22 protein-coding genes and 1 tRNA gene are annotated in these 26062 nt (G+C 71.1%); 22 read left to right on the top strand and 1 reads right to left on the bottom strand.

Annotated elements, in window-relative coordinates:
* Window position 1 precedes the first annotated feature (1 nt).
* The 14 genes from hisF (at window position 2) to ASD19_RS01855 (ending at window position 15037) form a co-directional block, all read left to right on the top strand.
* Window positions 2–763, top strand: a complete 762-nt coding sequence (gene hisF / locus ASD19_RS01920) for an imidazole glycerol phosphate synthase subunit HisF (RefSeq protein ID WP_055988287.1) — start codon at window positions 2–4, stop codon at window positions 761–763.
* Complete coding sequence (gene hisI / locus ASD19_RS01915; RefSeq protein WP_055988284.1) at window positions 760–1167, top strand: phosphoribosyl-AMP cyclohydrolase; 408 nt, start codon at window positions 760–762, stop codon at window positions 1165–1167. The genes hisF and hisI overlap by 4 nt, the downstream gene beginning before the upstream one ends.
* Window positions 1164–1754 carry a Trp biosynthesis-associated membrane protein gene (locus tag ASD19_RS01910; RefSeq protein WP_055988282.1) on the top strand — a complete coding sequence of 197 codons (591 nt, stop codon included), beginning with the start codon at window positions 1164–1166 and terminating at the stop codon, window positions 1752–1754. Before hisI ends, ASD19_RS01910 begins: the two co-directional genes overlap by 4 nt.
* Before the next feature lie 102 nt (window positions 1755–1856).
* Window positions 1857–2087, top strand: coding sequence for a DUF6704 family protein (locus ASD19_RS01905; protein WP_055988280.1), 231 nt, complete (start codon window positions 1857–1859; stop codon window positions 2085–2087).
* Between the two features lie 2 nt (window positions 2088–2089).
* On the top strand, window positions 2090–2866 hold the full coding sequence (trpC, locus tag ASD19_RS01900; RefSeq protein WP_055988435.1) for an indole-3-glycerol phosphate synthase TrpC: 777 nt from the start codon (window positions 2090–2092) through the stop codon (window positions 2864–2866).
* Window positions 2863–4104: a tryptophan synthase subunit beta gene (gene trpB, locus ASD19_RS01895; protein WP_442922492.1), complete on the top strand. Its 1242-nt coding sequence runs from the start codon at window positions 2863–2865 to the stop codon at window positions 4102–4104. Before trpC ends, trpB begins: the two co-directional genes overlap by 4 nt.
* A gap of 37 nt (window positions 4105–4141) precedes the next feature.
* Window positions 4142–4936: a tryptophan synthase subunit alpha gene (gene trpA / locus ASD19_RS01890; RefSeq protein WP_055988278.1), complete on the top strand. Its 795-nt coding sequence runs from the start codon at window positions 4142–4144 to the stop codon at window positions 4934–4936.
* Window positions 4937–4978: 42 nt separating this feature from the next.
* Entirely contained in the window at window positions 4979–5974 is a 996-nt protein-coding gene (gene lgt, locus ASD19_RS01885) for a prolipoprotein diacylglyceryl transferase (RefSeq protein ID WP_082542907.1), read from the top strand.
* A 120-nt stretch (window positions 5975–6094) separates the two neighbouring features.
* A complete protein-coding gene (gene gltB / locus ASD19_RS01880) occupies window positions 6095–10669 on the top strand; it encodes a glutamate synthase large subunit (protein ID WP_055988275.1) in 4575 nt (1524 codons plus the stop codon).
* A complete protein-coding gene (locus tag ASD19_RS01875; RefSeq protein ID WP_055988273.1) occupies window positions 10662–12128 on the top strand; it encodes a glutamate synthase subunit beta in 1467 nt (488 codons plus the stop codon). Before gltB ends, ASD19_RS01875 begins: the two co-directional genes overlap by 8 nt.
* Window positions 12129–12214: 86 nt before the next feature.
* Window positions 12215–13660, top strand: coding sequence for a pyruvate kinase (gene pyk, locus ASD19_RS01870; protein ID WP_055988271.1), 1446 nt, complete (start codon window positions 12215–12217; stop codon window positions 13658–13660).
* Window positions 13661–13722: 62 nt separating this feature from the next.
* A tRNA-Leu gene (locus tag ASD19_RS01865) sits at window positions 13723–13808 on the top strand.
* 75 nt (window positions 13809–13883) lie between these two features.
* A complete protein-coding gene (locus ASD19_RS01860; protein WP_055988269.1) occupies window positions 13884–14498 on the top strand; it encodes an ANTAR domain-containing response regulator in 615 nt (204 codons plus the stop codon).
* Complete coding sequence (locus ASD19_RS01855; RefSeq protein WP_055988267.1) at window positions 14495–15037, top strand: GNAT family N-acetyltransferase; 543 nt, start codon at window positions 14495–14497, stop codon at window positions 15035–15037. The genes ASD19_RS01860 and ASD19_RS01855 overlap by 4 nt, the downstream gene beginning before the upstream one ends.
* A 17-nt stretch (window positions 15038–15054) precedes the next feature.
* On the opposite strand, the gene ASD19_RS01850 is transcribed toward ASD19_RS01855, so the two are convergent.
* The gene (locus ASD19_RS01850; RefSeq protein WP_055988265.1) at window positions 15055–15477 is read right to left on the bottom strand and encodes a PaaI family thioesterase; all 423 of its coding nucleotides are present in this window, start codon (window positions 15475–15477) and stop codon (window positions 15055–15057) included.
* A gap of 75 nt (window positions 15478–15552) precedes the next feature.
* On the opposite strand from ASD19_RS01850, the gene polA reads away from it, so the two are divergent.
* The 8 genes from polA to ASD19_RS13885 form a co-directional block, all read left to right on the top strand.
* Complete coding sequence (gene polA / locus ASD19_RS01845; RefSeq protein WP_055988263.1) at window positions 15553–18180, top strand: DNA polymerase I; 2628 nt, start codon at window positions 15553–15555, stop codon at window positions 18178–18180.
* A 22-nt stretch (window positions 18181–18202) separates the two neighbouring features.
* Window positions 18203–19870 (top strand): DUF885 domain-containing protein, encoded by a 1668-nt coding sequence (locus tag ASD19_RS01840; RefSeq protein ID WP_055988262.1) that lies wholly within the window; start codon window positions 18203–18205, stop codon window positions 19868–19870.
* A gap of 58 nt (window positions 19871–19928) precedes the next feature.
* Window positions 19929–20975, top strand: a complete 1047-nt coding sequence (locus ASD19_RS01835) for an LLM class flavin-dependent oxidoreductase (protein ID WP_055988260.1) — start codon at window positions 19929–19931, stop codon at window positions 20973–20975.
* A gap of 29 nt (window positions 20976–21004) precedes the next feature.
* Window positions 21005–22351, top strand: a complete 1347-nt coding sequence (locus ASD19_RS01830; protein ID WP_055988257.1) for an MFS transporter — start codon at window positions 21005–21007, stop codon at window positions 22349–22351.
* A gap of 42 nt (window positions 22352–22393) precedes the next feature.
* Window positions 22394–23194: an SGNH/GDSL hydrolase family protein gene (locus ASD19_RS01825; RefSeq protein ID WP_200941036.1), complete on the top strand. Its 801-nt coding sequence runs from the start codon at window positions 22394–22396 to the stop codon at window positions 23192–23194.
* Complete coding sequence (locus ASD19_RS01820; protein ID WP_055988255.1) at window positions 23191–24216, top strand: LLM class flavin-dependent oxidoreductase; 1026 nt, start codon at window positions 23191–23193, stop codon at window positions 24214–24216. The genes ASD19_RS01825 and ASD19_RS01820 overlap by 4 nt, the downstream gene beginning before the upstream one ends.
* Before the next feature lie 51 nt (window positions 24217–24267).
* Window positions 24268–24957, top strand: a complete 690-nt coding sequence (locus ASD19_RS01815; protein WP_055988253.1) for a FadR/GntR family transcriptional regulator — start codon at window positions 24268–24270, stop codon at window positions 24955–24957.
* Window positions 24958–25168: 211 nt separating this feature from the next.
* Window positions 25169–26062 (top strand): IS5 family transposase gene (locus ASD19_RS13885; protein ID WP_156377071.1). Its coding sequence is split into 2 segments (ribosomal slippage), with 893 coding nucleotides annotated over them: window positions 25169–25519 and window positions 25521–26062; the frame shifts between segments, so codons are not numbered across the junction. This gene is flagged as partial in the annotation.

Here is a 26062-nt window from a genome sequence, read left to right as displayed (position 1 = left end):
CGTGGGAGTCGCGACCCGGGTCATCCCGTGCCTCGACGTGGCCGACGGCCGCGTCGTCAAGGGCGTCAACTTCGAGAACCTGCGCGAGATGGGCGACCCCGTCGAGCTGGCCCGCGCATACTTCGAGCAGGGGGCCGACGAGCTCACGTTCCTCGACGTGACCGCGACGGTCGACGCGCGCGCCACCATGTACGACGTCGTGCAGCGCACGGCCGAGCAGGTCTTCATCCCGCTCACGGTGGGTGGCGGCGTCCGCTCGGTCGACGACGTCGCGCGCCTGCAGGGCGTCGGTGCCGACAAGGTGGGGGTGAACTCGGCGGCCATCGCGCGGCCGGCGCTCCTCGACGAGATCGCGGACCGCTTCGGCGCCCAGGCGCTCGTGCTGTCCCTCGACGTGAAGCGCTCGCCCCGCACACCGTCGGGCTTCGTCGTGACCACGCACGGGGGACGCACCGAGACCGACCTGGATGCGCTCGCGTGGGCGCGCGAGGCGATCGAGCGCGGCGCGGGGGAGCTCCTCGTGAACTCGATCGACGCCGACGGCACGCGTCAGGGCTTCGACCTGGAGCTCATCCGCCTGATGCGCGAGCTCTCCACCGTGCCGGTGATCGCCTCAGGCGGCGCGGGCGCGCCCGAGCACTTCCCGCCCGCGGTGCAGGCCGGCGCCGACGCGGTGCTGGCGGCCAGCGTCTTCCACTCCGGCCAGCTCACGATCGACGACGTCAAGCGCGCGCTGCGCGCGGAGGGGATCGAGACCCGATGAGCGAGGCGACCACGCCCGCGGACCCCGAGCTCGAGCAGCGGATCGCCCGGGTCGCGTTCAACGCCGACGGCCTGGTGCCCGCGATCGTCCAGCAGTGGGATACGCACGAGGTGCTGATGCTCGCCTGGCTCGACGCCGAGGCGCTGCGCCGCACGCTCACGACCGGCCGGGTCACCTACTGGTCGCGGTCGCGTCAGGAGTACTGGCGCAAGGGCGACACGTCGGGCAACATCCAGCGCATCGTCGAGGCGCGCATCGACTGCGACGGCGACACCGTGCTGCTCAAGGTCGACCAGACCGGGCCCGCCTGCCACACGGGAACGCGCGCGTGCTTCGACGACGGCGAGGGCTTCGACCGGGATCTGCGCGCGGTGTCGGGCATCGCCGACGAGGCGGCCGGATGAGCGTGCGCACCCGCGCACGGACCTTCACCGTCGTCGCGATCCTCGCGGCCGGCGCGCTCGGGCTGATCGGCTCGACCCAGACGTGGGCGCTGGCCGCCCTGGCAGACGGCGACGTCGACGTGCCCGGCGCCACCGCGGTGCCGGTCCTGCAGCCCCTGATGCTGACGGCGCTCGCGCTCGGGCTCGTCCTGACGCTCGTCGGCCGCGCGCTGCGGTATGTCCTCGGGGCACTGGCCGTCGCGGTGGCGGCAGCGGTCGCCGCGCTCACGGCGCCCCTGATCGGCCGTCCGCCTGCGTCGGCGGTCGCCCCCGCGGTCACCGAGCGCACCGGGCTCGCCGGCGAGGAGGCGATCGCCGAGGTCGTGCTCTCGACCGCGTCCACGGCCTGGCCGGCCGTGACGCTCGTCTGCGCGGTCGTGATCGGGTTCGCCGGCGTCGCCGTGCTCGTCACGGCGCACCGCTGGGCCAGGGGAGGACGCCGTTACGACGGCGCCGCGGCCGCCGCGACCCGCGCCTCCGACGCGGGCCCGCTGGACGCGATCGACTGCTGGGACGACCTGTCCCGGGGCGACGACCCCACACGCTGACCGCCGCCCGCTGAACGGCATCCCGCATCATCCGGGGTCCGAGCCGCCCGGGTGGGCCCGATAGACTTTCCCCGTCCCACGCATCGAAGGAGAACACACGAGATGAGCAACCAGATCGGCGACCCCGGCCACGGACACTCGCCCGCCGCGTGGACGGCCGTGATCATCATGCTGGTGGCGATCGCCCTCGGCACGGTCGCGCTGTTCCTCGACGCCATCTGGCTCGTGTGGGTCTCGGTCGGGCTTCTCGTCCTCGGTGCGGTCGTGGGCTGGATCCTGACGAAGGCCGGCTACGGCGCCAACGGACACAAGTACACCCCGAAAGCGCACTGATGCTGCTGGCCGACCTCACGGCCGGGTCGGTGGAGGACGCGGAGAACCGCCGGCTCATCCGTCCCCTCGCGGAGGTCGAGCGCATCGCCCTCTCGCAGCCGCCCGCCCGTGACGCCCTCGCGGCTCTCGCGCCCGCCGAGCGCGTGCGCATCATCGCCGAGGTCAAGCGCGCGAGCCCCTCGCGCGGCGACCTCGCGGCCATCCCGGATCCCGCGCATCAGGCGCGGCTGTACGAGCAGGGCGGCGCCTCCGCCATCAGCGTGCTCACGGAGCAGCGGCGGTTCAAGGGCAGCCTGGAGGACCTGACGGCGGTGCGGTCGGCCGTGTCGCTGCCCGTGCTGCGCAAGGACTTCATCGCCACGCCGTACCAGGTGATGGAGGCGCGCGCCGCGGGCGCGGACCTCGTGCTGCTGATCGTCGCCGCGCTCGAGCAGCCGGTGCTGGCGGAGCTCTACGGCCTGATCGTCGAGCTCGGCATGACGCCGCTCGTCGAGACCCACTCGGCCGACGAGGTGGCGCGCGCCGCCGACCTCGGCGCCAAGCTGATCGGCGTGAACGCGCGCGACCTTTCGACCTTCGAGCTCGACCGCGACCTGTTCGGCCGCCTGGCCGACAGCATCCCGGCGGATGCGATCAAGATCGCCGAGTCGGCCGTGCTGCAGCCCGCCGACGTCGCGCACTACCGCGCGGCCGGCGCCGACGTCGTCCTGATCGGCGAAGCCCTCGTGACGGGCGATCCCGTCGCGACCCTCAACGCGTTCCTGGAGGCCGGATCTTGACGAGCCTGCGTGACCAGCCCGGCCCCTTCTTCGGGGAGTTCGGCGGTCGATTCATGCCGGAGTCGCTGATCGCGGCGATCGACGAGCTCGCCCTCGCGCACGCGGAGGCGATGGCCGACCCGTCATTCACGGCCGAGCTGTCGGGCCTCCTGGCCGACTACGCCGGGCGTCCGTCGGCGCTGACCGAGGTGCCGCGGTTCGCGCAGCACGCCGGGGGCGCGCGCATCTTCCTGAAGCGCGAGGACCTCAACCACACGGGCTCGCACAAGATCAACAACGTGCTCGGCCAGGCCCTCCTCACGCGCCGCCTCGGCAAGACGCGCGTGATCGCCGAGACCGGCGCCGGCCAGCACGGCGTCGCGACCGCGACCGCCGCCGCCCTGTTCGGCCTCGAGTGCACGATCTACATGGGGGAGGTCGACACCGAGCGCCAGGCGCTCAACGTCGCTCGCATGCGCCTGCTCGGGGCCGAGGTCGTCGCGGTCAAGACGGGCTCGCGCACGCTGAAGGACGCGATCAACGAGGCGTACCGCGACTGGGTCGCGAGCGTCGAGACGACCAACTACATCTTCGGCACGGCGGCGGGCCCGCACCCGTTCCCCGCCATGGTGCGCGACTTCCAGAAGATCATCTCGGAGGAGGCGCGCGCGCAGCTGCTGGAGCGCGCGGGCCGCCTTCCCGACGCCGTGCTCGCGTGCGTGGGCGGCGGCTCGAACGCGATCGGCATGTTCGACGCGTTCCTGGATGACGAGGGTGTCCGCCTGTACGGCGTGGAGGCCGCCGGCGACGGGGTCGACACCCCGCGTCACGCGGCCTCGATCGAGCGCGGCCGCCCGGGCGTGCTGCACGGGGCGCGCACCTTCGTGCTGCAGGACGAGGACGGTCAGACGGTCGAGTCCCACTCGATCTCGGCCGGCCTGGACTACCCGGGCGTCGGCCCGGAGCACTCGTGGCTCGCGTCCATCGGCCGCGCCGAGTACATCCCCGCGACGGACGACGAGGCGATGCAGGCGCTGCGGCTGCTGAGCCGCACGGAGGGCATCATCCCCGCGATCGAGTCGGCGCACGCCCTGGCCGGGGCGCTGCGGATCGGGCGCGAGCTCGGCCCTGACGCGATCCTCGCGGTGTGCCTCTCGGGCCGCGGCGACAAGGACATGGACACGGCGGCGCGGTACTTCGACCTGTACGACGACGCCCAGACCGCCGACCAGCACGGCACGCAGGGAGCACAGGCATGATGCGTCGCGAAGCGACCAGATCGAGCGAGGGCACGAAGTGACCGAGTCGAAATCCGCGGTCGAGAACGCCATCGCGAAGGCCCACGCAGAGGGCCGCGGCGCCTTCGTCGGGTACCTGCCCGTCGGCTACCCCGACCTGCAGACCAGCATCGACGCGGCCGTGGCGCTCGCCGAGAACGGCGTCGACATCATCGAGCTCGGCCCGCCCTACAGCGACCCGGTGATGGACGGCCCGATCATCCAGGAGGCCACGCAGGCCGCGCTGGCCGCGGGCTTCCGCACGCGCGACCTGTTCACCGCGCTGCGCGAGATCACGGCGCGCACCGACGTGCCCGTGCTGGTGATGACGTACTGGAACCCCGTGGTGCAGTACGGCGTGGACCGCTACGCCGACGACCTGCTGGCCGCCGGCGGCGCGGGGCTCATCACGCCGGACATCACCCCCGAGGCGGCGCCCGAGTGGATCGCGGCGAGCGAGCGCACCGGCCTGGACCGAGTATTCCTGGCGGCGCCGACCTCGAGCGACGAGCGCCTCGACCTCGTGGTGCGCAACACCACGGGCTTCGTGTACACGGTCTCGACCATGGGCATCACGGGCGAGCGCGCCGAGCTGGACGCGGCCGCTCGCACGCTCGTCGAGCGCCTGCGTGAGCACGGCGCCGCGCGCGCGTGCGTGGGCATCGGCATCTCGACCGCCGACCAGATCGCGGGCGTGCTCGAGTACGCCGACGGCGCGATCGTCGGCACGGCGCTCGTTCGCGCCCTGCGCGACGGCGGCGTCGAGCAGCTCGCCGCCACGACGCGCGAGCTCGCCGCCGGCACGAAGCGCTGACCCCGTCCGGCATCCGCCTCGCGGAGAACTAGACTCGGGACCATGCTGTCTTCCGCCCTTGTGAGCGTCGTCACGAGCATCCCCAGCCCGCCGGTCAGCTACATCGACCTGGGCCCGGTGCGCATCCACTTCTACGCGCTGTGCATCATCGCGGGCATCGTGATCGCCACGCTGATGACGAACCGCCGCCTCACCAAGCGCGGCGCCGAGCCGTGGATCGTGATCGACATCGCGCTGCTGGCGGTGCCCCTCGCGATCGTGGGCGCGCGCATCTTCCACGTGGCGACGCACCCCGGGTTCTACTTCGGCGAGGGCTCCAACCCGTGGAACCCGACGCAGCCCGGCTCGGTCTGGGCGATCTGGGAGGGCGGCATCGCGATCTTCGGCGCGCTCCTGGGCGGCGCGGTCGGCGCCTGGCTCGGCTGCCGGTGGACCGGCATCCGGTTCTGGACGTTCGCGGACGCGCTCGCGCCCGGGCTCCTCCTGGCGCAGGCGATCGGCCGATTCGGCAACTGGTTCAACCAGGAGCTGTACGGCTGGCCCACCGACCTGCCCTGGGGCCTCGAGATCGACCCCGACAACGCGGCATTCCCGCCCGGGCTGGCCGAGGACACACTGTTCCACCCGACGTTCCTCTACGAGGTGATCTGGAACGTCCTGGGCGTGGTCTTCCTGCTCTGGATCGGCAACCGCCTGCGTCTGCAGTGGGGCCGCCTGTTCGCGCTCTACCTGATCTGGTACGGCGCCGGACGCGTCGTGTGGGAGTCCATCCGGATCGACCCGAGCGAGATCTACTTCGGCCTGCGCACGAACGTGTGGGCGGCGATCCTCGGCATCGTGGTCGGCATCGTCATCCTGCTGGTGCAGCGCCGCCACTTCGGCCTCGAGCCGTCGCCGTACCAGCCCGGGCGCGAGCGCGCCGGTTCCGAGGCGGTACAATCGGGGGACCCCACCGAATTCGTCGACGTCAGCGAACCGCCCGCGTCGGAATTCTCACCCCATCAGGCCGCCGCCACAAGCACCGCAGCCGCGAAGTAGAACCGCTGCTCTCGAGGGGCGCGGTCGGTCCTTCGCAGGCGGCGTGCGGCGAGCACAGCTGCTGTATCCCATCGGGCCGACGTCGTCCCAGCAGAGCAACAACCACCTAGGACGGTAGGCATGGCATCGAGCCCCCGTTACGGCGCCGGCGGCGCCTTCCCCGCGAAGCAGGGGATGTACAACCCTGCGTTCGAGAAGGACGCGTGCGGTCTCGCGATGGTCGCGACCCTGCGCGGCGAGGCGGGCCACGACATCGTGGACCTCGCCCTCACCGCCCTGCGCAACCTCGAGCACCGCGGCGCCATCGGCTCCGACGCGGGCACGGGCGACGGTGCCGGCATCCTCACGCAGATGCCCGACGCGTTCCTGCGCGCGGTGGTCGACTTCGACCTGCCGCCGGTGGGGGAGTACGCGGCCGGCATGATCTTCCTGCCCCGCGACGACGAGGCCCGCGCCGCCATGAAGGCGTCGATCGAGAGCGTCGCCGCGAGCGAGGGCCTCGAGGTGCTCGGGTGGCGCGAGGTGCCGACCGAGGACGAGCACCTCGGCAAGCTGGCCTTCGACGCGCGTCCGGCGTTCGAGCAGGTGTTCATCACGTGCCCGGCCCAGGACGGCGAGGAGCCGCTCTCGGGCATCGCGCTCGACCGCCGCGTGTACCGCCTGCGCAAGCGCGCCCAGCACGAGCTCGAGGCGTACTTCGTGACCCTCTCGAGCCGCACGCTCGGCTACAAGGGCATGGTCACGACTCTCCAGCTCGAGCCGTTCTACCCCGACCTGCAGGACGAGCGCTTCGTGACGGAGCTCGCCGTCGTGCACAGCCGCTACTCGACCAACACGTTCCCGTCGTGGCCGCTCGCGCAGCCGCTGCGCATGCTCGCCCACAACGGCGAGATCAACACGGTCGGCGGCAACCGCAACTGGATGCGCGCGCGCCAGTCGCAGCTCGAGTCCGAGCTGCTCGGCGACATCCGCCCGCTGCTGCCGATCTGCGCCGACGGCCAGAGCGACTCCGCCTCGTTCGACGAGGTGCTCGAGTTGCTGACGCTCACCGGCCGCAGCCTGCCGCACGCGATGCTGATGATGGTCCCCGAGGCCTACGAGAAGCAGGCGGACATCGATCCCGACGTGCGCGCCTTCTACGAGTACCACTCGCTCCAGATGGAGCCGTGGGACGGCCCCGCGTCGCTGATCTTCACCGACGGCACGATCGTCGGCGGCATGCTCGACCGCAACGGCCTGCGTCCGGGCCGCTGGACCGTCACGAAGGACGGCCTCGTGGTCATCGGCTCCGAGACGGGCGTGCTCGACTTCGAGCCCGAGCGCATCGAGCGCCGCGGGCGCCTGCTGCCCGGCCGCATGTTCGTGGTCGACACGGCCCAGGGCCGCATCATCGAGGACGACGAGATCAAGCGCGAGCTCGCCGCCATGCACCCGTGGCAGGAGTGGCTCGACAAGGGCACGGTGCGCCTCGCCGACCTGCCCGAGCGCGAGCACATCGTCCACCCGATCGCGTCGATCAACCGGCGCCTGCGAACCTTCGGCTACACCGAGGAGGAGGTGCGCATCCTGCTGGCCCCCATGGGCCGCACGGGCGCGGAGCCCCTCGGCGCCATGGGCTCGGACACCCCGATCGCGGTGCTCAGCGAGCGCCCGCGCCTGCTGTTCGACTACTTCACGCAGCAGTTCGCGCAGGTCACCAACCCGCCGCTCGACTCCATCCGCGAGGAGGTCGTGACCAGCCTCAAGCTCGGTCTCGGCCCCGAGGCGAACCTGCTCTCGTGGGGTCCGGAGCACGCCCGCACGGTCGGGCTGGACTTCCCGGTGATCGACAACGACGAGCTCGCGAAGATCCAGCACATCGACACCGCCCTGCCCGGGCGCTCGTCCGTGACCCTGCGCGGCCTCTACCGCGTCGCCGCCGGCCGCAAGGGGCTCGAGAAGCGCCTCGCGCAGCTCTGCCGCGAGGCCGACAAGGCGATCGAGGACGGCGCCGAGTTCATCGTGCTCAGCGACCGCGACTCCAACCAGGACCTCGCGCCCATCCCGTCGCTGCTCATGCTGTCGGCGATCCACCACCACCTCATCCGCAACGAGACGCGCATGAAGGTCGGCCTGGTGGTCGAGGCCGGCGACGTGCGCGAGGTGCACCACGTCGCGACGCTCATCGGCTACGGGGCGTCCGCCGTGAACCCGTACCTCGCAATGGAGACGGTCGAGAACCTCGTCCGCACCGGATCGATCCAGGGCGTCACGCCCGAGAAGGCCGTCAAGAACCTGATCTACGCGCTCGGCAAGGGCGTGCTGAAGATCATGTCGAAGATGGGCATCTCGACCGTGTCGTCGTACGCGGGTGCCCAGGTGTTCGAGGCCGTCGGTCTGTCCCAGGAGCTGATCGACGCGTACTTCACCGGCACCGAGAGCAAGCTCGGCGGCATCGGGCTCGACCAGATCGCGGCCGAGAACGCCGCGCGCCACGCGTTCGCCTACCCCGAGGACCGCGCGCCGCGCGCGCACGAGCGCCTGTGGACCGGCGGCGAGTACCAGTGGCGCCGCGACGGCGCCCCGCACCTGTTCAACCCGGACACGGTGTTCCGCCTGCAGCACTCGACGCGCACGCGCCGCTACGACATCTTCCGCGAGTACACCAAGCTCGTGGACGACCAGGCGGCCGAGCTCAAGACGCTGCGCGGTCTGTTCCAGCTGCGCACGGGCGTGCGCCCGGCCGTGCCGATCGACGAGGTCGAGCCGGTGTCGGAGATCGTGAAGCGCTTCTCGACGGGCGCGATGAGCTACGGCTCGATCTCGCGCGAGGCCCACGAGACGCTCGCGATCGCGATGAACCGCCTGGGCGGCAAGTCGAACACCGGTGAGGGCGGCGAGGACGTCGACCGCCTGCTCGACCCCGAGCGTCGCAGCTCGATCAAGCAGGTCGCGTCGGGCCGCTTCGGCGTCACCAGCCTGTACCTCACCGAGGCCGACGACATCCAGATCAAGCTCGCGCAGGGCGCCAAGCCCGGCGAGGGCGGTCAGCTGCCCCCGGGCAAGGTGTACCCGTGGGTCGCGCGGACGCGTCACGCGACCGCCGGCGTGGGCCTGATCTCGCCGCCGCCGCACCACGACATCTACTCGATCGAGGATCTCAAGCAGCTGATCTTCGACCTGAAGCGCGCGAACCCGAAGGCCCGCATCCACACCAAGCTGGTGAGCCAGTCGGGCATCGGCGCGGTCGCCGCGGGCGTGGCGAAGGCGCTGAGCGACGTCATCCTGGTCTCCGGCCACGACGGCGGCACGGGCGCGAGCCCGCTGAACTCGCTCAAGCACGCGGGCACGCCGTGGGAGCTCGGTCTCGCCGAGACGCAGCAGACGCTCATGCTGAACGGCATGCGCGACCGCGTCGTCGTGCAGGTCGACGGCCAGCTCAAGACCGGCCGCGACGTCATCATCGGCGCCCTGCTGGGCGCGGAGGAGTTCGGCTTCGCCACGGCTCCGCTCGTGGTCGAGGGCTGCATCATGATGCGCGTGTGCCACCTCGACACCTGCCCGGTGGGCGTGGCCACGCAGAACCCCGTGCTGCGCTCGCGCTTCACCGGCAAGGCCGAGCACGTCGTCAACTTCATGGAGTTCATCGCCCAGGAGGTGCGCGAGTACCTCGCCGAGCTCGGCTTCCGCTCGCTCGACGAGGCGATCGGCCACGCCGAGGTGCTCGACGTGAACCCCGCGGTGGAGCACTGGAAGGCCTCGGGTCTCGACCTGACGCCGATCCTCGAGGGCCCCCGCTTCGCGGAGGACGAGCCGCGCCGCCACCAGCGCGACCAGCTGCACGAGCTCGAGGAGCACTTCGACGTGCCGCTGATCGAGCGGGCGCAGGACGTGATCGCGAACGGCGGTCAGATCTCCATCCAGCTGCCCGTGCGCAACACCGCTCGCGCGGTCGGGACCATGCTCGGCCACCACGTCACGAAGGCGCGAGGCGAGCACGGCCTGCCGGCCGGGTCGATCGACATCACGCTGACGGGCTCGGCGGGGCAGTCGTTCGGGGCGTTCCTGCCCAACGGCATCACGCTGCGCCTCGAGGGCGACTCGAACGACTACGTCGGCAAGGGCCTCTCGGGCGGGCAGATCGTGATCCGCCCGCCGCGCGGCGCCACGTTCGACGCGTCGCAGAACGTCATCGCGGGCAACGTGATCGGCTACGGCGCGACCCAGGGCACGATGTTCCTGCGCGGCGTCGTGGGCGAGCGCTTCTTCGTCCGCAACTCGGGTGCGACCGCGGTCGTCGAGGGCGTGGGCGACCACGCGCTCGAGTACATGACCGGCGGCCTCGCGGTCATCCTGGGCCGCACTGGACGCAACCTGGGCGCCGGCATGTCGGGCGGCACGGCGTACGTGTACCGCCTCAACACGGATCTCGTGAACCGCGAGGCGCTCGCCTCGGGCGAGCTCACGCTCACCGAGCTGGGCTCGGGCGACGCCGAGATCCTGCGCGACCTGCTGGAGCAGCACGTCGCGCAGACCGAGTCGGAGCTGGCGCAGCGCCTGCTCGACGACTTCGAGAACGAGGTGGCGAACTTCGTGCGGGTCCTGCCGCGCGACTACGCCGCCGTCCTGCAGACCCGCCAGGAGGCGGTCGCCGAGGGTCTGGACCCCGACGGCGACGTCGTCTGGAACCGCATCCTGGAGGTGACCGGTGGCTGACCCCAAGGGCTTTCTGAAGGTGACCGAGCGGGAGCTCCCCGCTCGCCGTCCCGTGCCCGTGCGCATCCTCGACTGGAAGGAGGTGTACGAGCCGGGCGACTCGGCCATGCTCCGCCGCCAGGCGAGCCGCTGCATGGACTGCGGCATCCCGTTCTGTCATCAGGGCTGCCCCCTCGGCAACCTGATCCCCGAGTGGAACGACCTGATGTGGCGCGGCGAGGGCCGCTCCGCGATCGAGCGCCTGCACGCGACCAACAACTTCCCGGAGTTCACGGGCCGCCTGTGCCCCGCGCCGTGCGAGAGCGCGTGCGTGCTGGGCATCAACCAGCCCGCCGTCACGATCAAGCAGATCGAGGTCTCGACGATCGACGAGGCGTTCGCGAACGGATGGGTCGAGCCCAAGCCGCCGGCGCGCCTGACCGGCAAGACCGTCGCCGTGGTCGGCTCGGGCCCCGCCGGTCTCGCCGCCGCCCAGCAGCTCACGCGGGCCGGCCACACGGTCGCGGTGTACGAGCGCGACGACCGCATCGGCGGCCTGCTGCGCTACGGCATCCCGGACTTCAAGATGGAGAAGAAGCACCTCGAGTCGCGCCTGCGCCAGATGCAGGACGAGGGCACGCGGTTCCGTGCGGGCGTCGAGATCGGCAAGGACATCTCGTGGAGCGACCTGCGCGCGCGCTACGACGCCGTCGTGGTCGCCACCGGCTCCACGGTGCCGCGCGACCTGCCGATCCCGGGCCGGGAGCTCGCGGGCGTGCACTTCGCCATGGAGTACCTCGTCGAGGCGAACAAGGCGGTGGCGGGCGACCAGGTCCCGAACCAGATCACGGCCGAGGGCAAGCACGTCGTCGTGATCGGCGGCGGCGACACCGGCGCCGACTGCATCGGCACGGCGCACCGTCAGGGCGCGCTCAGCGTGACCAACCTCGCCATCGGCAAGCGCCCCGGCGACGACCGCCCGGAGCACCAGCCCTGGCCGATGATGCCCACCGTGTTCGAGGTCTCCTCGGCGCACGAGGAGGGCGGCGAGCGCCAGTACCTCGCGTCGACGGTCGAGTTCGTCGGAAACGACGCGGGCGAGGTGCGCGCCCTCGTGGTGGCCGAGACGGAGTTCGTCGACGGCCGCCGCGTGCCCAAGCCGGGCACGGAGCGCGAGATCCCGGCCGACCTGGTGCTGATCGCGATGGGCTTCACCGGCCCCGAGCGCGAGGCGCTCGAGCAGCAGCTGCAGGCGCAGTTCACGGCTCGAGGCAACGTCGAGCGCGACGGCGCCTTCCAGTCCACTGCTCCCGGTGTGTTCGTGGCCGGCGACGCCGGCCGCGGCCAGTCGCTCATCGTGTGGGCGATCGCCGAGGGCCGCTCTGTCGCGGCAGAGGTCGATTCGTACCTGATGGGGGAGACCTCTCTGCCCTCTCCGGTGCGTCCGACGGATGTCGCGATCGGTCTGCAGCCCGCGTAGGCTGAGCCCGAAAACCCCGAAGACGCCGACACGAGGATCGGAAGTTCCGTGCCGCCGTCTTATCACCCTGTGCGGAAGGTAATCAGTTGAGACGTGCCAAGATCGTCGCCACCCTCGGGCCCGCGACGTCGACACGCGAGAAGGTCCGTGAGCTCATCGAGGCCGGCGTCGACGTCGCCCGGCTCAACCTGAGCCACGGCGACTACTCGGTCCACGACGCCAACTACGAGAACGTGCGCGGCGCCGCCGAGGACGTGGGCAAGCCGGTCGCCATCCTGGTCGACCTGCAGGGCCCGAAGATCCGGCTCGGCAAGTTCAAGGACGGCCCCCACTATCTGGCCGAGGGCGACATCTTCAAGATCACGATCGATGAGATCGAGGGCACGAAGGAGATCGCCGGCACGACCTACAAGGGCCTGCCCCAGGACGTGAAGCCGGGCGACTACCTGCTCATCGACGACGGCAAGGTGCGCCTGCAGGTCATCGAGGCCGACGAGCGGACCGTCACGACCAAGACGATCGTCGCGGGCAACGTGTCCAACAACAAGGGCATCAACATCCCGAGCGCCGCCGTCAACGTCCCCGCGCTGAGCGAGAAGGACGAGCAGGACCTGCGCTGGGCGCTCCGCAAGGGCGCCGACCTCATCGCCCTCTCGTTCGTGCGGAACGCGAAGGACGTGCAGCGCGCCCACGTGATCATGGCGGAGGAGGGACGTCGCGTCCCGATCATCGCGAAGATCGAGAAGCCGCAGGCGGTCGACGCCCTCGAAGACATCGTCGATGCGTTCGACGGCATCATGGTGGCCCGCGGCGACCTCGGCGTCGAGCTCCCGCTCGAGGCCGTGCCGATCGTGCAGAAGAAGGCCGTCGAGCTGGCGCGCCGCATGGCCAAGCCGGTCATCGTCGCCACGCAGATGCTCGAGTCGATGATCAGCAACCCCGTCCCCACGCGCGCCGAGACCAGCGACGTGGCCAACGCGGTGCTGGACGGCGCGGACGCCGTGATGCTGTCGGGCGAGACCAGCGTCGGCGAGTACCCCGTCGTCACGGTCGCGACCATGGCGCGCATCATCGAGTCGACCGAGGAGCACGGCCTCGAGCGCATCCCGCCGCTCACGACCAAGCCCCGCACGCAGGGCGGCGCCATCACGCTCGCGGCCGTCGAGGTCGCCGACTTCGTCGACGCCAAGTTCCTGTGCGTGTTCACGCAGTCGGGCGACTCGGTCCGCCGTATGTCGCGCCTGCGCTCGCACCGCCCGATGATCGGGTTCACGCCGGAGGTCGGCATCCAGCGGCGAATGGCGCTGACCTGGGGCGTGCGCTCGACCCTCGTCGAGATGGTGGAGCACACCGACCTGATGTTCCACCAGGTTGACGAGTACCTCCTCGAGAACGGCCTCGCGCAGATCGGCGACAAGGTCGTGGTGATCTCGGGCTCGCCTCCCGGCATCGCGGGATCGACCAACGACCTGCGCGTCCACAAGGTCGGCGACGCCGTCCAGGGCGCCGCTCCGATCTACCAGGAGCGGTAAGCAGATCCGCCCGATACCGCCTCGCACGGGGTCACCCGCGCGAGGCGGTATCGTCGTTCCGGGCCGGTGTGGCGGAATGGCAGACGCGGCGCACTCAAAATGCGCTGTCCGTGAGGGCGTGTGGGTTCGAGTCCCACCACCGGCACCATGCGGCCACCACCGCACCAGCGGGGGAGCCGCGTGGCTTTCAGCCAGCCCAGACACGAAGACTTAGGATGGACACGTGACCGAAGAGCAGACCGGGCAGGCACCCGCGGCACCCCGCCGCGTCGTCGTGGCCGAGGACGAGTCCCTCATCCGACTCGACATCGTTGAGATCCTCCGTGACAACGGATACGACGTGGTCGGCGAGGCCGGCGACGGCGAGACCGCCGTCCAGCTCGCGACCGAGCTGCGTCCCGACCTGGTGATCATGGACGTCAAGATGCCGCAGCTCGACGGCATCAGCGCGGCCGAGCGCCTCAGCAAGAACCACATCGCGCCCGTCGTGCTGCTGACGGCGTTCAGCCAGAAGGAGCTGGTCGAGCGCGCGAGCGAGGCCGGCGCCCTGGCCTACGTCGTCAAGCCGTTCACCCCGAACGACCTGCTGCCGGCCATCGAGATCGCCCTCGCCCGCTACGAGCAGATCATCACGCTCGAGGCCGAGGTCGCGGACATGGTCGAGCGCTTCGAGACCCGCAAGCTCGTCGACCGCGCGAAGGGCCTGCTGAACGAGAAGATGGGCCTGTCGGAGCCGGAGGCGTTCCGCTGGATCCAGAAGGCGTCGATGGACCGCCGCCTGACGATGCAGGACGTCGCCAAGGCGATCATCGAGCAGCTCGCGCCCAAGAAGGCGTGACCGAGCTCCCGCTCACCGAGGACATCCGGCTCCGTCCCCTGCGTCTGGGGGACGGAGCCGCTCTGGCTTCGGCGTACATCCGCAACCGCGCCCACCTCGAGCCGTGGGAGCCGCTGCGCGATCCGGACTTCTACACCGTCGCGTCGCAGCAGGCGCAGACGCGCTACGCCGTCGCGGAGCACTCGCGCGGCGCGGCGCTGCGCTGGGTTCTCGAGGACGCCGACGAGAGGATCGTCGGCCGGCTCAACGTGACCGACATCGTGCGCGGCGCGTTCCAGAGCGCGAATGTCGGGTACTGGCTCGACGCCGAGCTCACGGGCCGCGGCCTGATGACCCGGGCCGTGCGCATCGCCGCGGAGCACGCGCGCGACCAGCTCGGGCTGCACCGCCTCCAGGCGGGAACGCTGCCGGAGAACACCGGATCCCAGGCCGTGCTCGAGCGCGCGGGATTCGAGCGCTTCGGCTTCGCGCCCCGCTACCTGCGGATCGCCGGACAGTGGCGCGACCACGTGCTGTTCCAGCGGATCCTGCACGACTGAGCGGCGGCCTGCCGCGCTCAGCCCTGCGTCGACAGGTCCTTGATCAGGTTCGTGATCCGCACCGTGGAGCAGCGGCGGCCGGCCTCGTCAACGATCACGATCTCGTGCACGGCGACCGAGCGGCCGAGGTGCAGGGCCGTGCAGGTCGCGGTGACGAGTCCGGAGCGGGCCGAGCCGGTGTGGGTGGCGTTGATGTCGAGGCCGACGGCGAGGCGCCCCGGGCCCGCGTGGTAGTTCGCGGCCATGGACCCCATCGACTCGCCCAGCACCACGTATGCCCCGCCGTGCATGAGTCCGACCGGCTGGGTGTTGCCCTCGACGGGCATCGTGGCGACGGAGTGCTCGGCGGTGAACTCGGTGAAGCGGACGCCCATGCGCTCGGCGAGCGCGCCGATGCCGCGGTGGCGGACCCACTCGAGTCCGGGGGAGAGGTCGGACATCGGTCTCCTGATTCGGTGTCCTGCGCAGCTCCGCACCGCGGCGGTGGCGTCGGCGGTGCTCGTTAGGCTGACAGGGTGACGGACTCCGCAAAGCCTACCCTCCTGGTCGTCGACGGCCATTCGCTCGCCTACCGCGCGTTCTACGCGCTGCCGGTCGACAACTTCTCGACCAAGGACGGGCAGCACACGAACGGCATCTACGGGTTCCTGTCGATGTTCGTCAACCTTCTGAAGGCCGAGAAGCCGACCCACCTCGCGGTCGCCTTCGACACTTCGCGGGAGTCCTTCCGGACGCGCGAGTACACCGATTACAAGGCCAACCGCTCCGAGACCCCGGCGGAGTTCAAGGGCCAGATCCCGCTCCTGCAGGAGTGCCTCGCCGCCATGGGCGTCACGGTCCTGCAGAAGGCGGACTACGAGGCCGACGACATCCTGGCGACCCTCGCGACGCGGGGCGCGGCCGAGGGGTTCAAGGTCCTGGTCTGCTCGGGCGACCGCGACACCATCCAGCTCGTGAACGACGACATCACCCTGCTGTACCCGTCCGTGCAGGGCGTGTCGCAGCTCAAGCGCTACGACCCCGCGGCGGTCGTCGAGAAGTACGGGCTCGCGCCCGAGTTCTACCCCGACATCGCGGCCCTGGTGGGCGAGACGAGCGACAACCTGCCGGGCGTGCCGAAGGTCGGCGAGAAGACCGCGGTGAAGTGGCTCACGCAGTTCGGCTCGCTCGACGCGCTGCTCGACGGGGCCGACACCATCAAGGGTGTCGTGGGTGGGAACCTGCGCGAGCACATCGAGGACGTCCGCCGCAATCGCCGCCTGAACCGCCTGCTGCGCGACGTCGAGCTCGAGTTCGGCCCCGCCGACCTCGCGGTCAAGCCGCTCGACGCCCAGGCCGTGCGCGACATCTTCGCGCGCCTGGAGTTCCGGACGCTGCTGCCGCGCGTGTTCGAGGCCGCGGGCGCCGTGATGGACGACGAGCCCGTCGCCGACGCCGAGCCGATGCCCGCGCCGCGCGAGCTCACGGCCGCCGAGCTGGCCGCCTGGGTCACCGCGGCACCGGGCGAGGTGGGCGTGACGATCACCACGGCGGCCGGGCTGCCCGACCGCATCGGGCTCTCCTCCGGATCCGATGCGGTGGAGACCGGCTGGTCCGAGGACGTCGCCGCCGCCCTGCGCGACTGGTTCGCGTCCGACGCGCCCAAGGTGCTCACGGACGCCAAGCCGCAGGTGAAGGCCCTCGGGCGCGCGGGCGTCGTCGTGGGCGGGCTCGCCTTCGACAATCTGCTGGCCGGCTGGCTGCTGCGCCCGAGCCTCCCGGACCGCTCCCTCGGCCACCTCGTCGAGCGCTACCTCGGAGAGAAGCTCCCCGAGGCCGACCTGTCGCAGCTCGTGCCCGAGACCGAGGGGGCCACGCCGGGCCAGCTGTCGTGGTTCACGCTGCGGGTCGCCGAGGGGCTGCGCGGCGAGCTGCCGGACGCCGTGCGCTCGGTGCTCACCGACATCGAGCTGCCGACGCTCGTCGCCCTGGCGGACATGGAGCTGGCCGGCGTCGCGGTGTCGCACGACAAGCTGTCCGGCTTCTCCTCGGAGCTGGGCGCCCGTGCCGAGGCGCTGGCGCAGGAGGCGTACGCGGCGATCGGCCACGAGGTCAACCTCGGATCGCCCAAGCAGCTGCAGGAGGTGCTCTTCGAGGAGCTGCAGCTGCCCAAGACCCGCAAGACGAAGACCGGCTACACGACGGACGCCGCGGCCCTCGCCGACCTTCAGGAGAAGGCGCACCACCCGTTCCTCGACGTGCTGCTGCAGCACCGCGAGGCCACCAAGCTCAAGCAGATCATCGACGGCCTCGACGCGGCGATCGGCGAGGACGGCCGCGTGCACACGACGTACGTGCAGACCGGCAGCCAGACCGGGCGCCTGTCGAGCACCGACCCGAACCTCCAGAACATCCCGGTGCGCACCGAGGAGTCGCGGCGCATCCGGGCGGCGTTCGAGGTGGGTGAGGGGTACGAGGCGCTGCTCACGGCCGACTACTCGCAGATCGAGATGCGGATCATGGCGCATCTCTCGGGCGATCCGGGCCTGATCGAGGCGTTCAACTCGGGCGAGGACCTGCACCGCTTCGTGGGCGCGCGCGTGTTCGGCGTCGCTCCCGAGGAGGTCACGCCCGCGATGCGCACGAAGGTCAAGGCCATGTCCTACGGCCTCGTGTACGGGCTGTCGGCGTTCGGCCTGTCGAAGCAGCTGCGCATCGAGCAGTCCGAGGCGAAGTCGCTCATGCTGGAGTACTTCGCGCGGTTCGGCGCGGTGCGCGATTACCTGCGCTCGTCGGTCGAGCAGGCCCGCGTGGACGGCTACACCGAGACGATCTTCGGGCGGCGGCGTCCGTTCCCGGACCTGACGAGCCCGAACCGCGTGCTCCGCGAGAACGCGGAGCGTGCGGCGCTCAACGCCCCCATCCAGGGCAGCGCCGCCGACATCATGAAGATCGCGCTGTTCCGCATCCACGACGACCTGCGGGGGATGGCCTCGCGCGTGCTGCTGCAGATCCACGACGAGCTCGTGGTCGAGGTGGCACCGGGGGAGTGGGACGCGGTCGAGCGCATCGTGCGCGACCGGATGGGCAGCGCCGCCGAGCTCTCGGTGCCGCTCGACGTGCAGGTCGGGCGCGGCGCGGACTGGAACGAGGCCGCGCACTGAGCGCGGCGGACGAGGAGCAGGGATGACCGAGCGCACGCCCACCGAGATCGACCGCATCGCCGAGGGATGGGTGGACCGGGTCGTCGAGCTGTCGCCGATAGCCGCCACGTACATCGGCCGCAGCGAGGCGAACGACCGCTTCGACGACTTCAGCCTCGCGGGCCACGAGCGTGCGCAGGAGGCCGCGCGCCGGACGCTGGCGGCGCTCGATGCCGCGACGCCCTCCGACGACGTGGACCGGGTCACGCAAGCCGATCTCGGCGCCGAGCTGCGTCTGTCCGCCGAGCTGCACGAGGCCCGCTGGCACCTGCGCGACCTCAACGTGATCGCCAGCGCGGCGCAGGACATCCGGCAGGTGTACGACCTGATGCCCACGGACTCGGCCGACGACTGGGACGTCATCGCCCGCCGCCTGCGCGCCGTCCCGGGCGCCATCGCCGGGTACATCGAGACGCTCTCCGAGGGCATCCGCCAGGGCGTCGTGCCCGCGGTGAGGCAGGTCCGCGAGGTGGCGGCGCAGATCCCGCGCTACACGGCTGAGGACGGCTTCTTCGCCTCGCTCGTCTCCGGCGCCGCGCCCGCGGACGGCGACCTCGCGACGTCGGTGCGCGCCGACCTGGAGCGCGGTGCGGAGGAGGCCCGTCGCGCGTACGACCGTCTCGCCGAGTTCCTCACCGACGCACTCGCACCGGCCGCCACCGAGGCCGACGGCGTCGGACGCGAGCTGTACGCGCTCCACTCGCGGCGCTTCCTCGGTGCGGTGATCGACCTCGACGAGACGTACGAGTGGGGCATCGAGGAGCTCGCGCGGATGACCTCCGAACAGGAGGCGATCGCGCGCGAGATCCTCCCCGGTGCGACCGTCGAGGAGGCCGTCGCCCACCTCGAGCGCGACCCGTCCCGCAAGCTGGTCGGCACGGACGCCCTGCGCACCTGGATGCAGGAGACGAGCGATCGCGCCGTGGCCGAGCTGGGGCGCACCCACTTCGACATCCCCGAGCCGATCCGCCGTCTGGAGTGCATGATCGCGCCCACGCAGGAGGGCGGGATCTATTACACCGGGCCGACCGACGACTTCTCGCGACCGGGCCGGATGTGGTGGTCGGTGCCGGAGGGTGTCACGGAGTTCGACACATGGCGCGAGCTCACCACCGTGTACCACGAGGGCGTGCCGGGCCACCACCTGCAGATCGGGCAGGCGGTCTACAACCGGGCTCAGCTGAACGCGTGGCGGCGCCTGCTCGCGGGCACGTCGGGGCACGCAGAGGGCTGGGCCCTGTACGCCGAGCGCCTCATGGAGCAGCTCGGCTATCTCGACGACCCCGCCGATCGCCTGGGCATGCTCGACGGCCAGCGGATGCGGGCGGCGCGCGTCGTGCTCGACATCGGCGTCCACCTCGGCAAGCCGCGCCCGGATGGCGACGGGGTCTGGGATGCCGACTATGCGCTCGAGTTCATGCGCCGGAACGTGAACATGCCCGACGAGTTCATCCGCTTCGAGGTCAACCGGTACCTCGGATGGCCCGGCCAGGCGCCGTCCTACAAGGTCGGCCAGCGCCTGTGGGAGCAGGTGCGGGACGAGTACCGGGCGGCGCGGGGCGCGGAGTTCTCGATGAAGGAGTTCCACAAGCGGGCGCTCGACCTCGGCGGGGTGGGCCTCGACACGCTGCGCACGGCGCTCGTCGGCTGACGGGAATACGCAGCACCCCCTCCGGTTACATGCGAGTGAATAGAGAGCGGGGAGCCTCATGGACATCGAACTCGGCCTGGACACCTTCGGCGACGTCACGCGCGGGACGGACGGCGAGCGCCTCAGCGACGCGGAGACGATCCGGAACATCGTCGCGCAGGCGAAGCTCGCCGACGAGGTGGGTCTGAAGTTCTTCGGCATCGGCGAGCACCACCGGCACGAGTTCGCCGTGTCGAGCCCGGAGATCGTGCTCGCGGCGATCGCCTCGGTCACGAAGGACATCCGCCTGGGTACAGCCGTGACGGTGCTCTCCAGCGACGACCCCGTGCGAGTCTATGAGCGGTTCGCGACGCTCGACGCGGTGTCGAATGGCCGCGCGGAGGTCATCCTGGGCCGCGGCTCGTTCATCGAGTCGTTCCCGCTCTTCGGCTACGACCTGCGCGACTACGAGGCGCTGTTCGAGGAGAAGCTCGATCTGTTCGTGCGCCTGATGACCGAGCAGCCGGTCACCTGGCAGGGCGCGATGCGGCCGCCCCTGCAGGAGGCGGACGTCTTCCCGAAGACGGCGAACGGCCTCACCGCGTGGGTCGGGGTCGGCGGCTCGCCCGAGTCGGTCGTCCGCACCGCACGTCACGGGCTCGGCCTCATGCTCGCCATCATCGGCGGCGCTCCCGCACGGTTCCGCCCGTACGTCGACCTGTTCCACCGCTCCCTCGCGTCGTACGAGAAGCCCGCCGCTCCGGTCGGGGTGCACTCGCCGGGCCACGTCGCCGACACGGACGAGGAGGCCTGGGACGAGCTGTACCCCGAGATGGCGGCCATGCGCGAGAAGATCGGGCGCGAGCGCGGCTGGGCCGGCGGTTACAACCGCCTCCAGTTCCAGAACGAGATCGGCACGGGCGGCGCCGTGTATGCGGGCTCGCCCGAGCGCGTCGCGCAGAAGATCGCCGAGACCGTGCGCATGCTCGGCCTGACGCGGTTCGACCTGAAGTTCGCGAACGGCGGTCTCGAGCACGACAAGCTCATGAAGAGCATCGAGCTGTACGGCACGAAGGTCGCGCCGCGCGTGCGGGAGCTGCTGGCGGAGGAGCCGGCCTCCCGCTGAATGGTCACTTCGACCATTAGGCTGGCGCCATGACGTCACCGTCCGCGCGCCTCGACTCGCTGCCGTTCACCCGCAAGCACCTGCGGCTGCTCACCGGATCCGGCATCGGGTGGGCCCTCGACGCCATGGACGTCGGACTGATCTCGTTCATCCTCGCGGCGCTCGTGGCGGAGTGGCAGCTGACGCCGGCCGAGACCTCCTGGATCGCGTCGGTCGGCTTCATCGGCATGGCGGTCGGCGCCAGCGTCGGCGGCCTCCTCGCCGACCGCCTCGGCCGCCGGCAGGTGTTCGCGCTGACGCTGCTCGTCTACGGGCTCGCGACCGGAGCGAGCGCCCTGGTCGGGGGAGTGGCCGCGCTGCTCGTGCTGCGCTTCTTCGTGGGTCTGGGCCTCGGCTCCGAGCTGCCGGTCGCATCCACCTATGTCGCCGAGTTCGCGCCCGCTCGCATCCGCGGCCGGCTCGTCGTGATCCTCGAGGCGTTCTGGGCCGTCGGATGGACGGCGGCCGCGCTGATCGGGTACTTCGTGGTGCCGCTCGAGAACGGCTGGCGCTGGGCATTCGCGCTCGGCGCGATCCCCGCTGTGTACGCGCTGGTGGTGCGCTGGGCTCTGCCCGAATCGCCGCGCTTCCTCGAGAGCCGCGGGCGCGTTTCGGAGGCCGATGCGATCGTGCGGGACTTCGAGGCCTCCGCCGGCCGCGCGGTCACGCGCAGCGAGTCGCCCGTGGCACCGCCGGCCGGCGCGGGCGAGGCGGCTCCACGCGGTCTCGCCGCTGTCGCCGCGCTGTGGTCGCCGGCGCTCCGGATGCGCACCGCCGCCATCTGGCTGGTCTGGTTCTGCGTGAACTTCTCGTACTACGGGGCGTTCATCTGGATCCCGACCATCCTCTTCAACCAGGGGTTCGACCTGGTGCGGTCGTTCGGCTTCACGCTGATCATCACGCTCGCGCAGCTGCCGGGCTATGCCGTCGCCGCCTGGCTGATCGAGGTGTGGGGCCGTCGCGCCACGCTCGCCACGTTCCTGGTCGGCTCCGCGGTCGCCGCCGTGCTGTTCGGGTCCTCGACGGAGCCCTGGCAGATCATCGCGAGCGGCATGGCGCTGTCGTTCTTCAACCTGGGTGCCTGGGGCGCCCTGTATGCCGTGACGCCGGAGCTGTACCCGACGACGCTGCGCGCGACCGGCGCCGGCTGGGCCGCCGCGGTCGGCCGCATCGCGTCGATCGTGGCGCCGCTGTTCGTGCCGTGGGCGATGGAGCTCGGCGGGGCCCCGCTGCTGTTCGTGGTGTTCTCGATCTTCTTCGCGATCGCCGCGGTCGGCGTGATCCCGCTCGCCGACCGCCGCGGCCAGGCCCTCGACGAGCGCCTCCCGGTCGGGTGAGGCATCGGCCGCGGCATGCGTGCGGCGGCATAGACTGGCGCCGTGACTGACGTGCGCTACGTCGCGATCGGCGACTCCTTCACCGAGGGGGTCGGCGACGAGCTCCCGGACGGCACGCCCCGAGGCTGGGCCGACCTGGCCGCCCAGGGCTGGGCCGACGCGACAGGCGCGCCGATCCGGTACGCCAACCTCGCCATCCGCGGGCGGCTGGCATGGCCCATCGTCGAGGAGCAGCTCGAGGCGGCGCTGGCGCTCAAGCCGACGCACCTGTCGTTCAACGGCGGGGGCAACGACATGCTGCGGCCGCGCACCACGATCGCGCACATCGCCGACGCCTTCAGCCAGGTGCTGCGGCGCTGCGACGAGGAGGGCGTGCGGCTCATCCTGCTGTCGGGTGCCGACCCGACCCGCGGTCTGCCGCTCGGCGGCCTGGTGCGCCGCCGAGGGGATCAGCTCTCGGCGGCCGTGATGGCGCGCGTCGCGGGACGGGACGACGTCATCCGCGCCCTCAACTGGTCCGACAAGGTGCTGGCGACCGGACCCTTCTGGTCGGAGGACCGCCTGCACATGAACGCCCGCGGTCACCACCGGGTGGCGGCGCGCGTCCTCACCGCCCTGGGGTTCGAACCCGATCCGACCTGGTGGGATCTCCCGGTGGAGGACTCCGGCGTGCGGCTCCGCGGCGCGCATTACTACCGGACGCATGTCGGTCCGTGGCTCAAGCGACGGCTCACGCGGACGTCGTCGGGCGACGGGCGGATCGCCAAGTTCACCGACTGGCAGACGATCCGTCCTTCATTCAGCGGAATGGAATCGGCCGGCGAGGGGTTGGCGTCATCGTGAAGAAGATCGGATTCCTCTCGTTCGGCCACTGGACGCCGCATCCGGAGTCGGGCACCCGCAGTGCGGGCGACATGCTGCTGCAGGCGATCGACCTGGCGCAGGCCGTCGAGGACATCGGCGCCGACGGCGCCTACTTCCGTGTGCACCACTTCGCGCGGCAGATGAGCTCGCCGTTCCCGCTGCTCGCGGCGATCGGCGCCCGCACCTCCCGCATCGAGCTCGGCACCGGCGTGATCGACATGCGGTACGAGAACCCGATGTACATGGTCGAGGACGCCGGCTCGGCGGACCTGATCTCGGGCGGGCGCCTGCAGCTCGGCGTCTCGCGCGGCTCACCCGAGCAGGTCATCGACGGCTGGAAGTACTTCGGGTACTCGGGCGCCGAGGACGACCCGGACGGCGCCGAGCTGGCCCGACGCAAGACGGAGATCTTCCTGCAGCTGCTGGAGGGTCAGGGCTTCGCCGAGCCGAACCCGCGCCCGATGTTCCCGAACCCGCCGGGACTGCTCCGGCTCGAGCCCCACTCCGACGGTCTCCGCGAGCGAATCTGGTGGGGCGCCGGCTCCAATGCGACCGCGCGCTGGGCCGCCGAGAAGGGCATGAACCTCATGAGCTCGACCCTGAAGTGGGATGAGACCGGCGCGCCCTTCCACGTGCAGCAGGCCGAGCAGATCCGCGAGTTCCGCGACGAGTGGACCAAGCACGACTGGGGCTTCGAGCCGCGCGTGTCCGTGTCGCGCTCGATCGTCGCGATCACGAGCGACATGGACCGCCGCTACTTCCTCGGGGGCGGCGACCGCGAGGACCAGGTCGGCTACATCGAGCCCGGCACGCGCGCGATCTTCGGCCGCTCCTACACCGCTGAGCCGGACGAGCTGATCGAGGAGCTCCGCCGCGACGAGGCGATCGCCGAGGCCGACACGCTGCTGATCACGATCCCGAGCCAGCTCGGCGTCGACTACAACACCCATCTGATCGAGTCGATCCTCACGCACGTGGCACCCGCGCTCGGCTGGCGCTGAGCGACGCGTCCGCTACCGGGGGCGGCCCCGCGCGGTGCGATACTGACGCGGATGAGATCACACGACGTCGTGATGCGCTGGTTCACCGACGAGCTGACCAGCGGGCGCCTGCACGTGGGCGACCAGCTGCCGGGGGAGCGCGCGCTGGCCGAGCAGCTCGGTCTGTCGCGCGGCACGCTGCGGGAGGCCCTGCGGGTGCTCGAGGTGCTCGGCGCGATCGAGTCCGGCACGGGTTCGGGCCCGCGGGCCGGGACGTTCGTGACGGCATCCCACGGGCCGGCGATCAGCACGGTGTTCCGGCTGCAGATGGCCACCCGGCAGGTGTCGCCCGAGGACGTGTTCCGGGTGCGGCTCGCGCTCGAGACGCAGGCCGCCTCCCAGTCGCGGCCCGAGCAGGGGGACTGGGGCGCGGCAGCCGCCCTGCTCGGACGGATGGACGATCCCGAGCTGCCCATGGCGGAGTTCCTTCGGCTCGACGCGGAGTTCCACGTGCTGTGCTCGCGCACCGCCGGGAACACGCTGCTCAGCGTGCTCATGGACGCGCTGCGGCTCGTGATCTCGGACCACACGCTCGAGCGCGCGGCCGCTCTGAGCGACTGGCGCGGCACCGTGGACCGGCTCCAGCGCGAGCATCGGGCGATCCTCGACGCCCTGCGCTCGGGCCGCGGAGACCTCGCGGCAGAGCACCTCGAGCGCCACATCACCGGGTACTACGGGCTGACCGCGGCAGCGGCGCGCTAGGGCGTGTCTGGCAAATAGATCGGCGGTGTGCTGAGAGCCTGTGATCGTGTCGCGGTTTCAGATGCTCTCGGATGCTCAGTGGTCGTTGATCGAGGAGATGCTGCCGCGCCCGACCGGCGCAAGGGGCGGCCGTTCGCGGACGCCAGGCTGATGGTCGAGGNCTAGGGCGTGTCTGGCAAATAGATCGGCGGTGTGCTGAGAGCCTGTGATCGTGTCGCGGTTTCAGATGCTCTCGGATGCTCAGTGGTCGTTGATCGAGGAGATGCTGCCGCGCCCGACCGGGCGCAAGGGGCGGCCGTTCGCGGACGCCAGGCTGATGGTCGAGGGCATCGTCTACCGGTATCGGTGCGGCATCGCGTGGCGGGATCTTCCCGACGTGTTCGGGCCGTGGCAGACGGTGTGGACGTGGCATCACCGCCTGGCAATTGAGGGAACGTGGGACAAGGTGCTCGCCAAGCTCACCGCCGCTGCCGACGCGGCCGGGCTGGTGGACTGGTCGCTGTCGGTGGACTCCACGATCGCTCGTGCGCATCAGCACGCGACGAACACGAAGCGCCTCACAGGGGGCTGGATCGAATTACACGAATCCGGCCGACGAGCCGCCTGATCACGCGGTCGGCCGCTCCCGCGGCGGGCTCTCGACGAAGATCCATCAGCTCGTCGACGGCCACGGCTTGCCGCTGGTCGCGCTGCTCACGGCGGGTCAGGCCGGCGACTCGCCCATGTTCCTGCCGCTGATGGCGCACCTGCGCGTCGCCCGTCCCCTCGGCCGGCCCCGCACTCGTCCGGACGCCGTCCGCGGCGACAAGGCGTACTCGTCCCGCGCGATCCGCGGACACTTGCGCTCGCGCGGCATCAAGGCCGTGATCCCCGAACCGTCCGACCAGCAAGGACACCGTAAGCGGCGCGGATCACGCGGCGGCCGCCCCGTCGGACTGGACGCCGCCGACTACCGCAACCGCAATGTCATCGAGCGCCGCTACTGCCACATCAAGCAATGGCGCGGCCTCGCCACCCGCTACGACAAGCTCGCCGTCGTCTACCGCGCCGCCGTGATCCTCAACGCCGTCATCGCCTGGACCCGACAATTGTCAGACACGCCCTA

This window comes from Microbacterium sp. Root53, from assembly GCF_001426925.1.
Classification (GTDB): Bacteria; Actinomycetota; Actinomycetes; order Actinomycetales; family Microbacteriaceae; genus Microbacterium.
The sequence above is the reverse complement of the archived record's forward strand: the minus strand, read 5'-3'. Positions and strand labels throughout refer to the sequence as shown.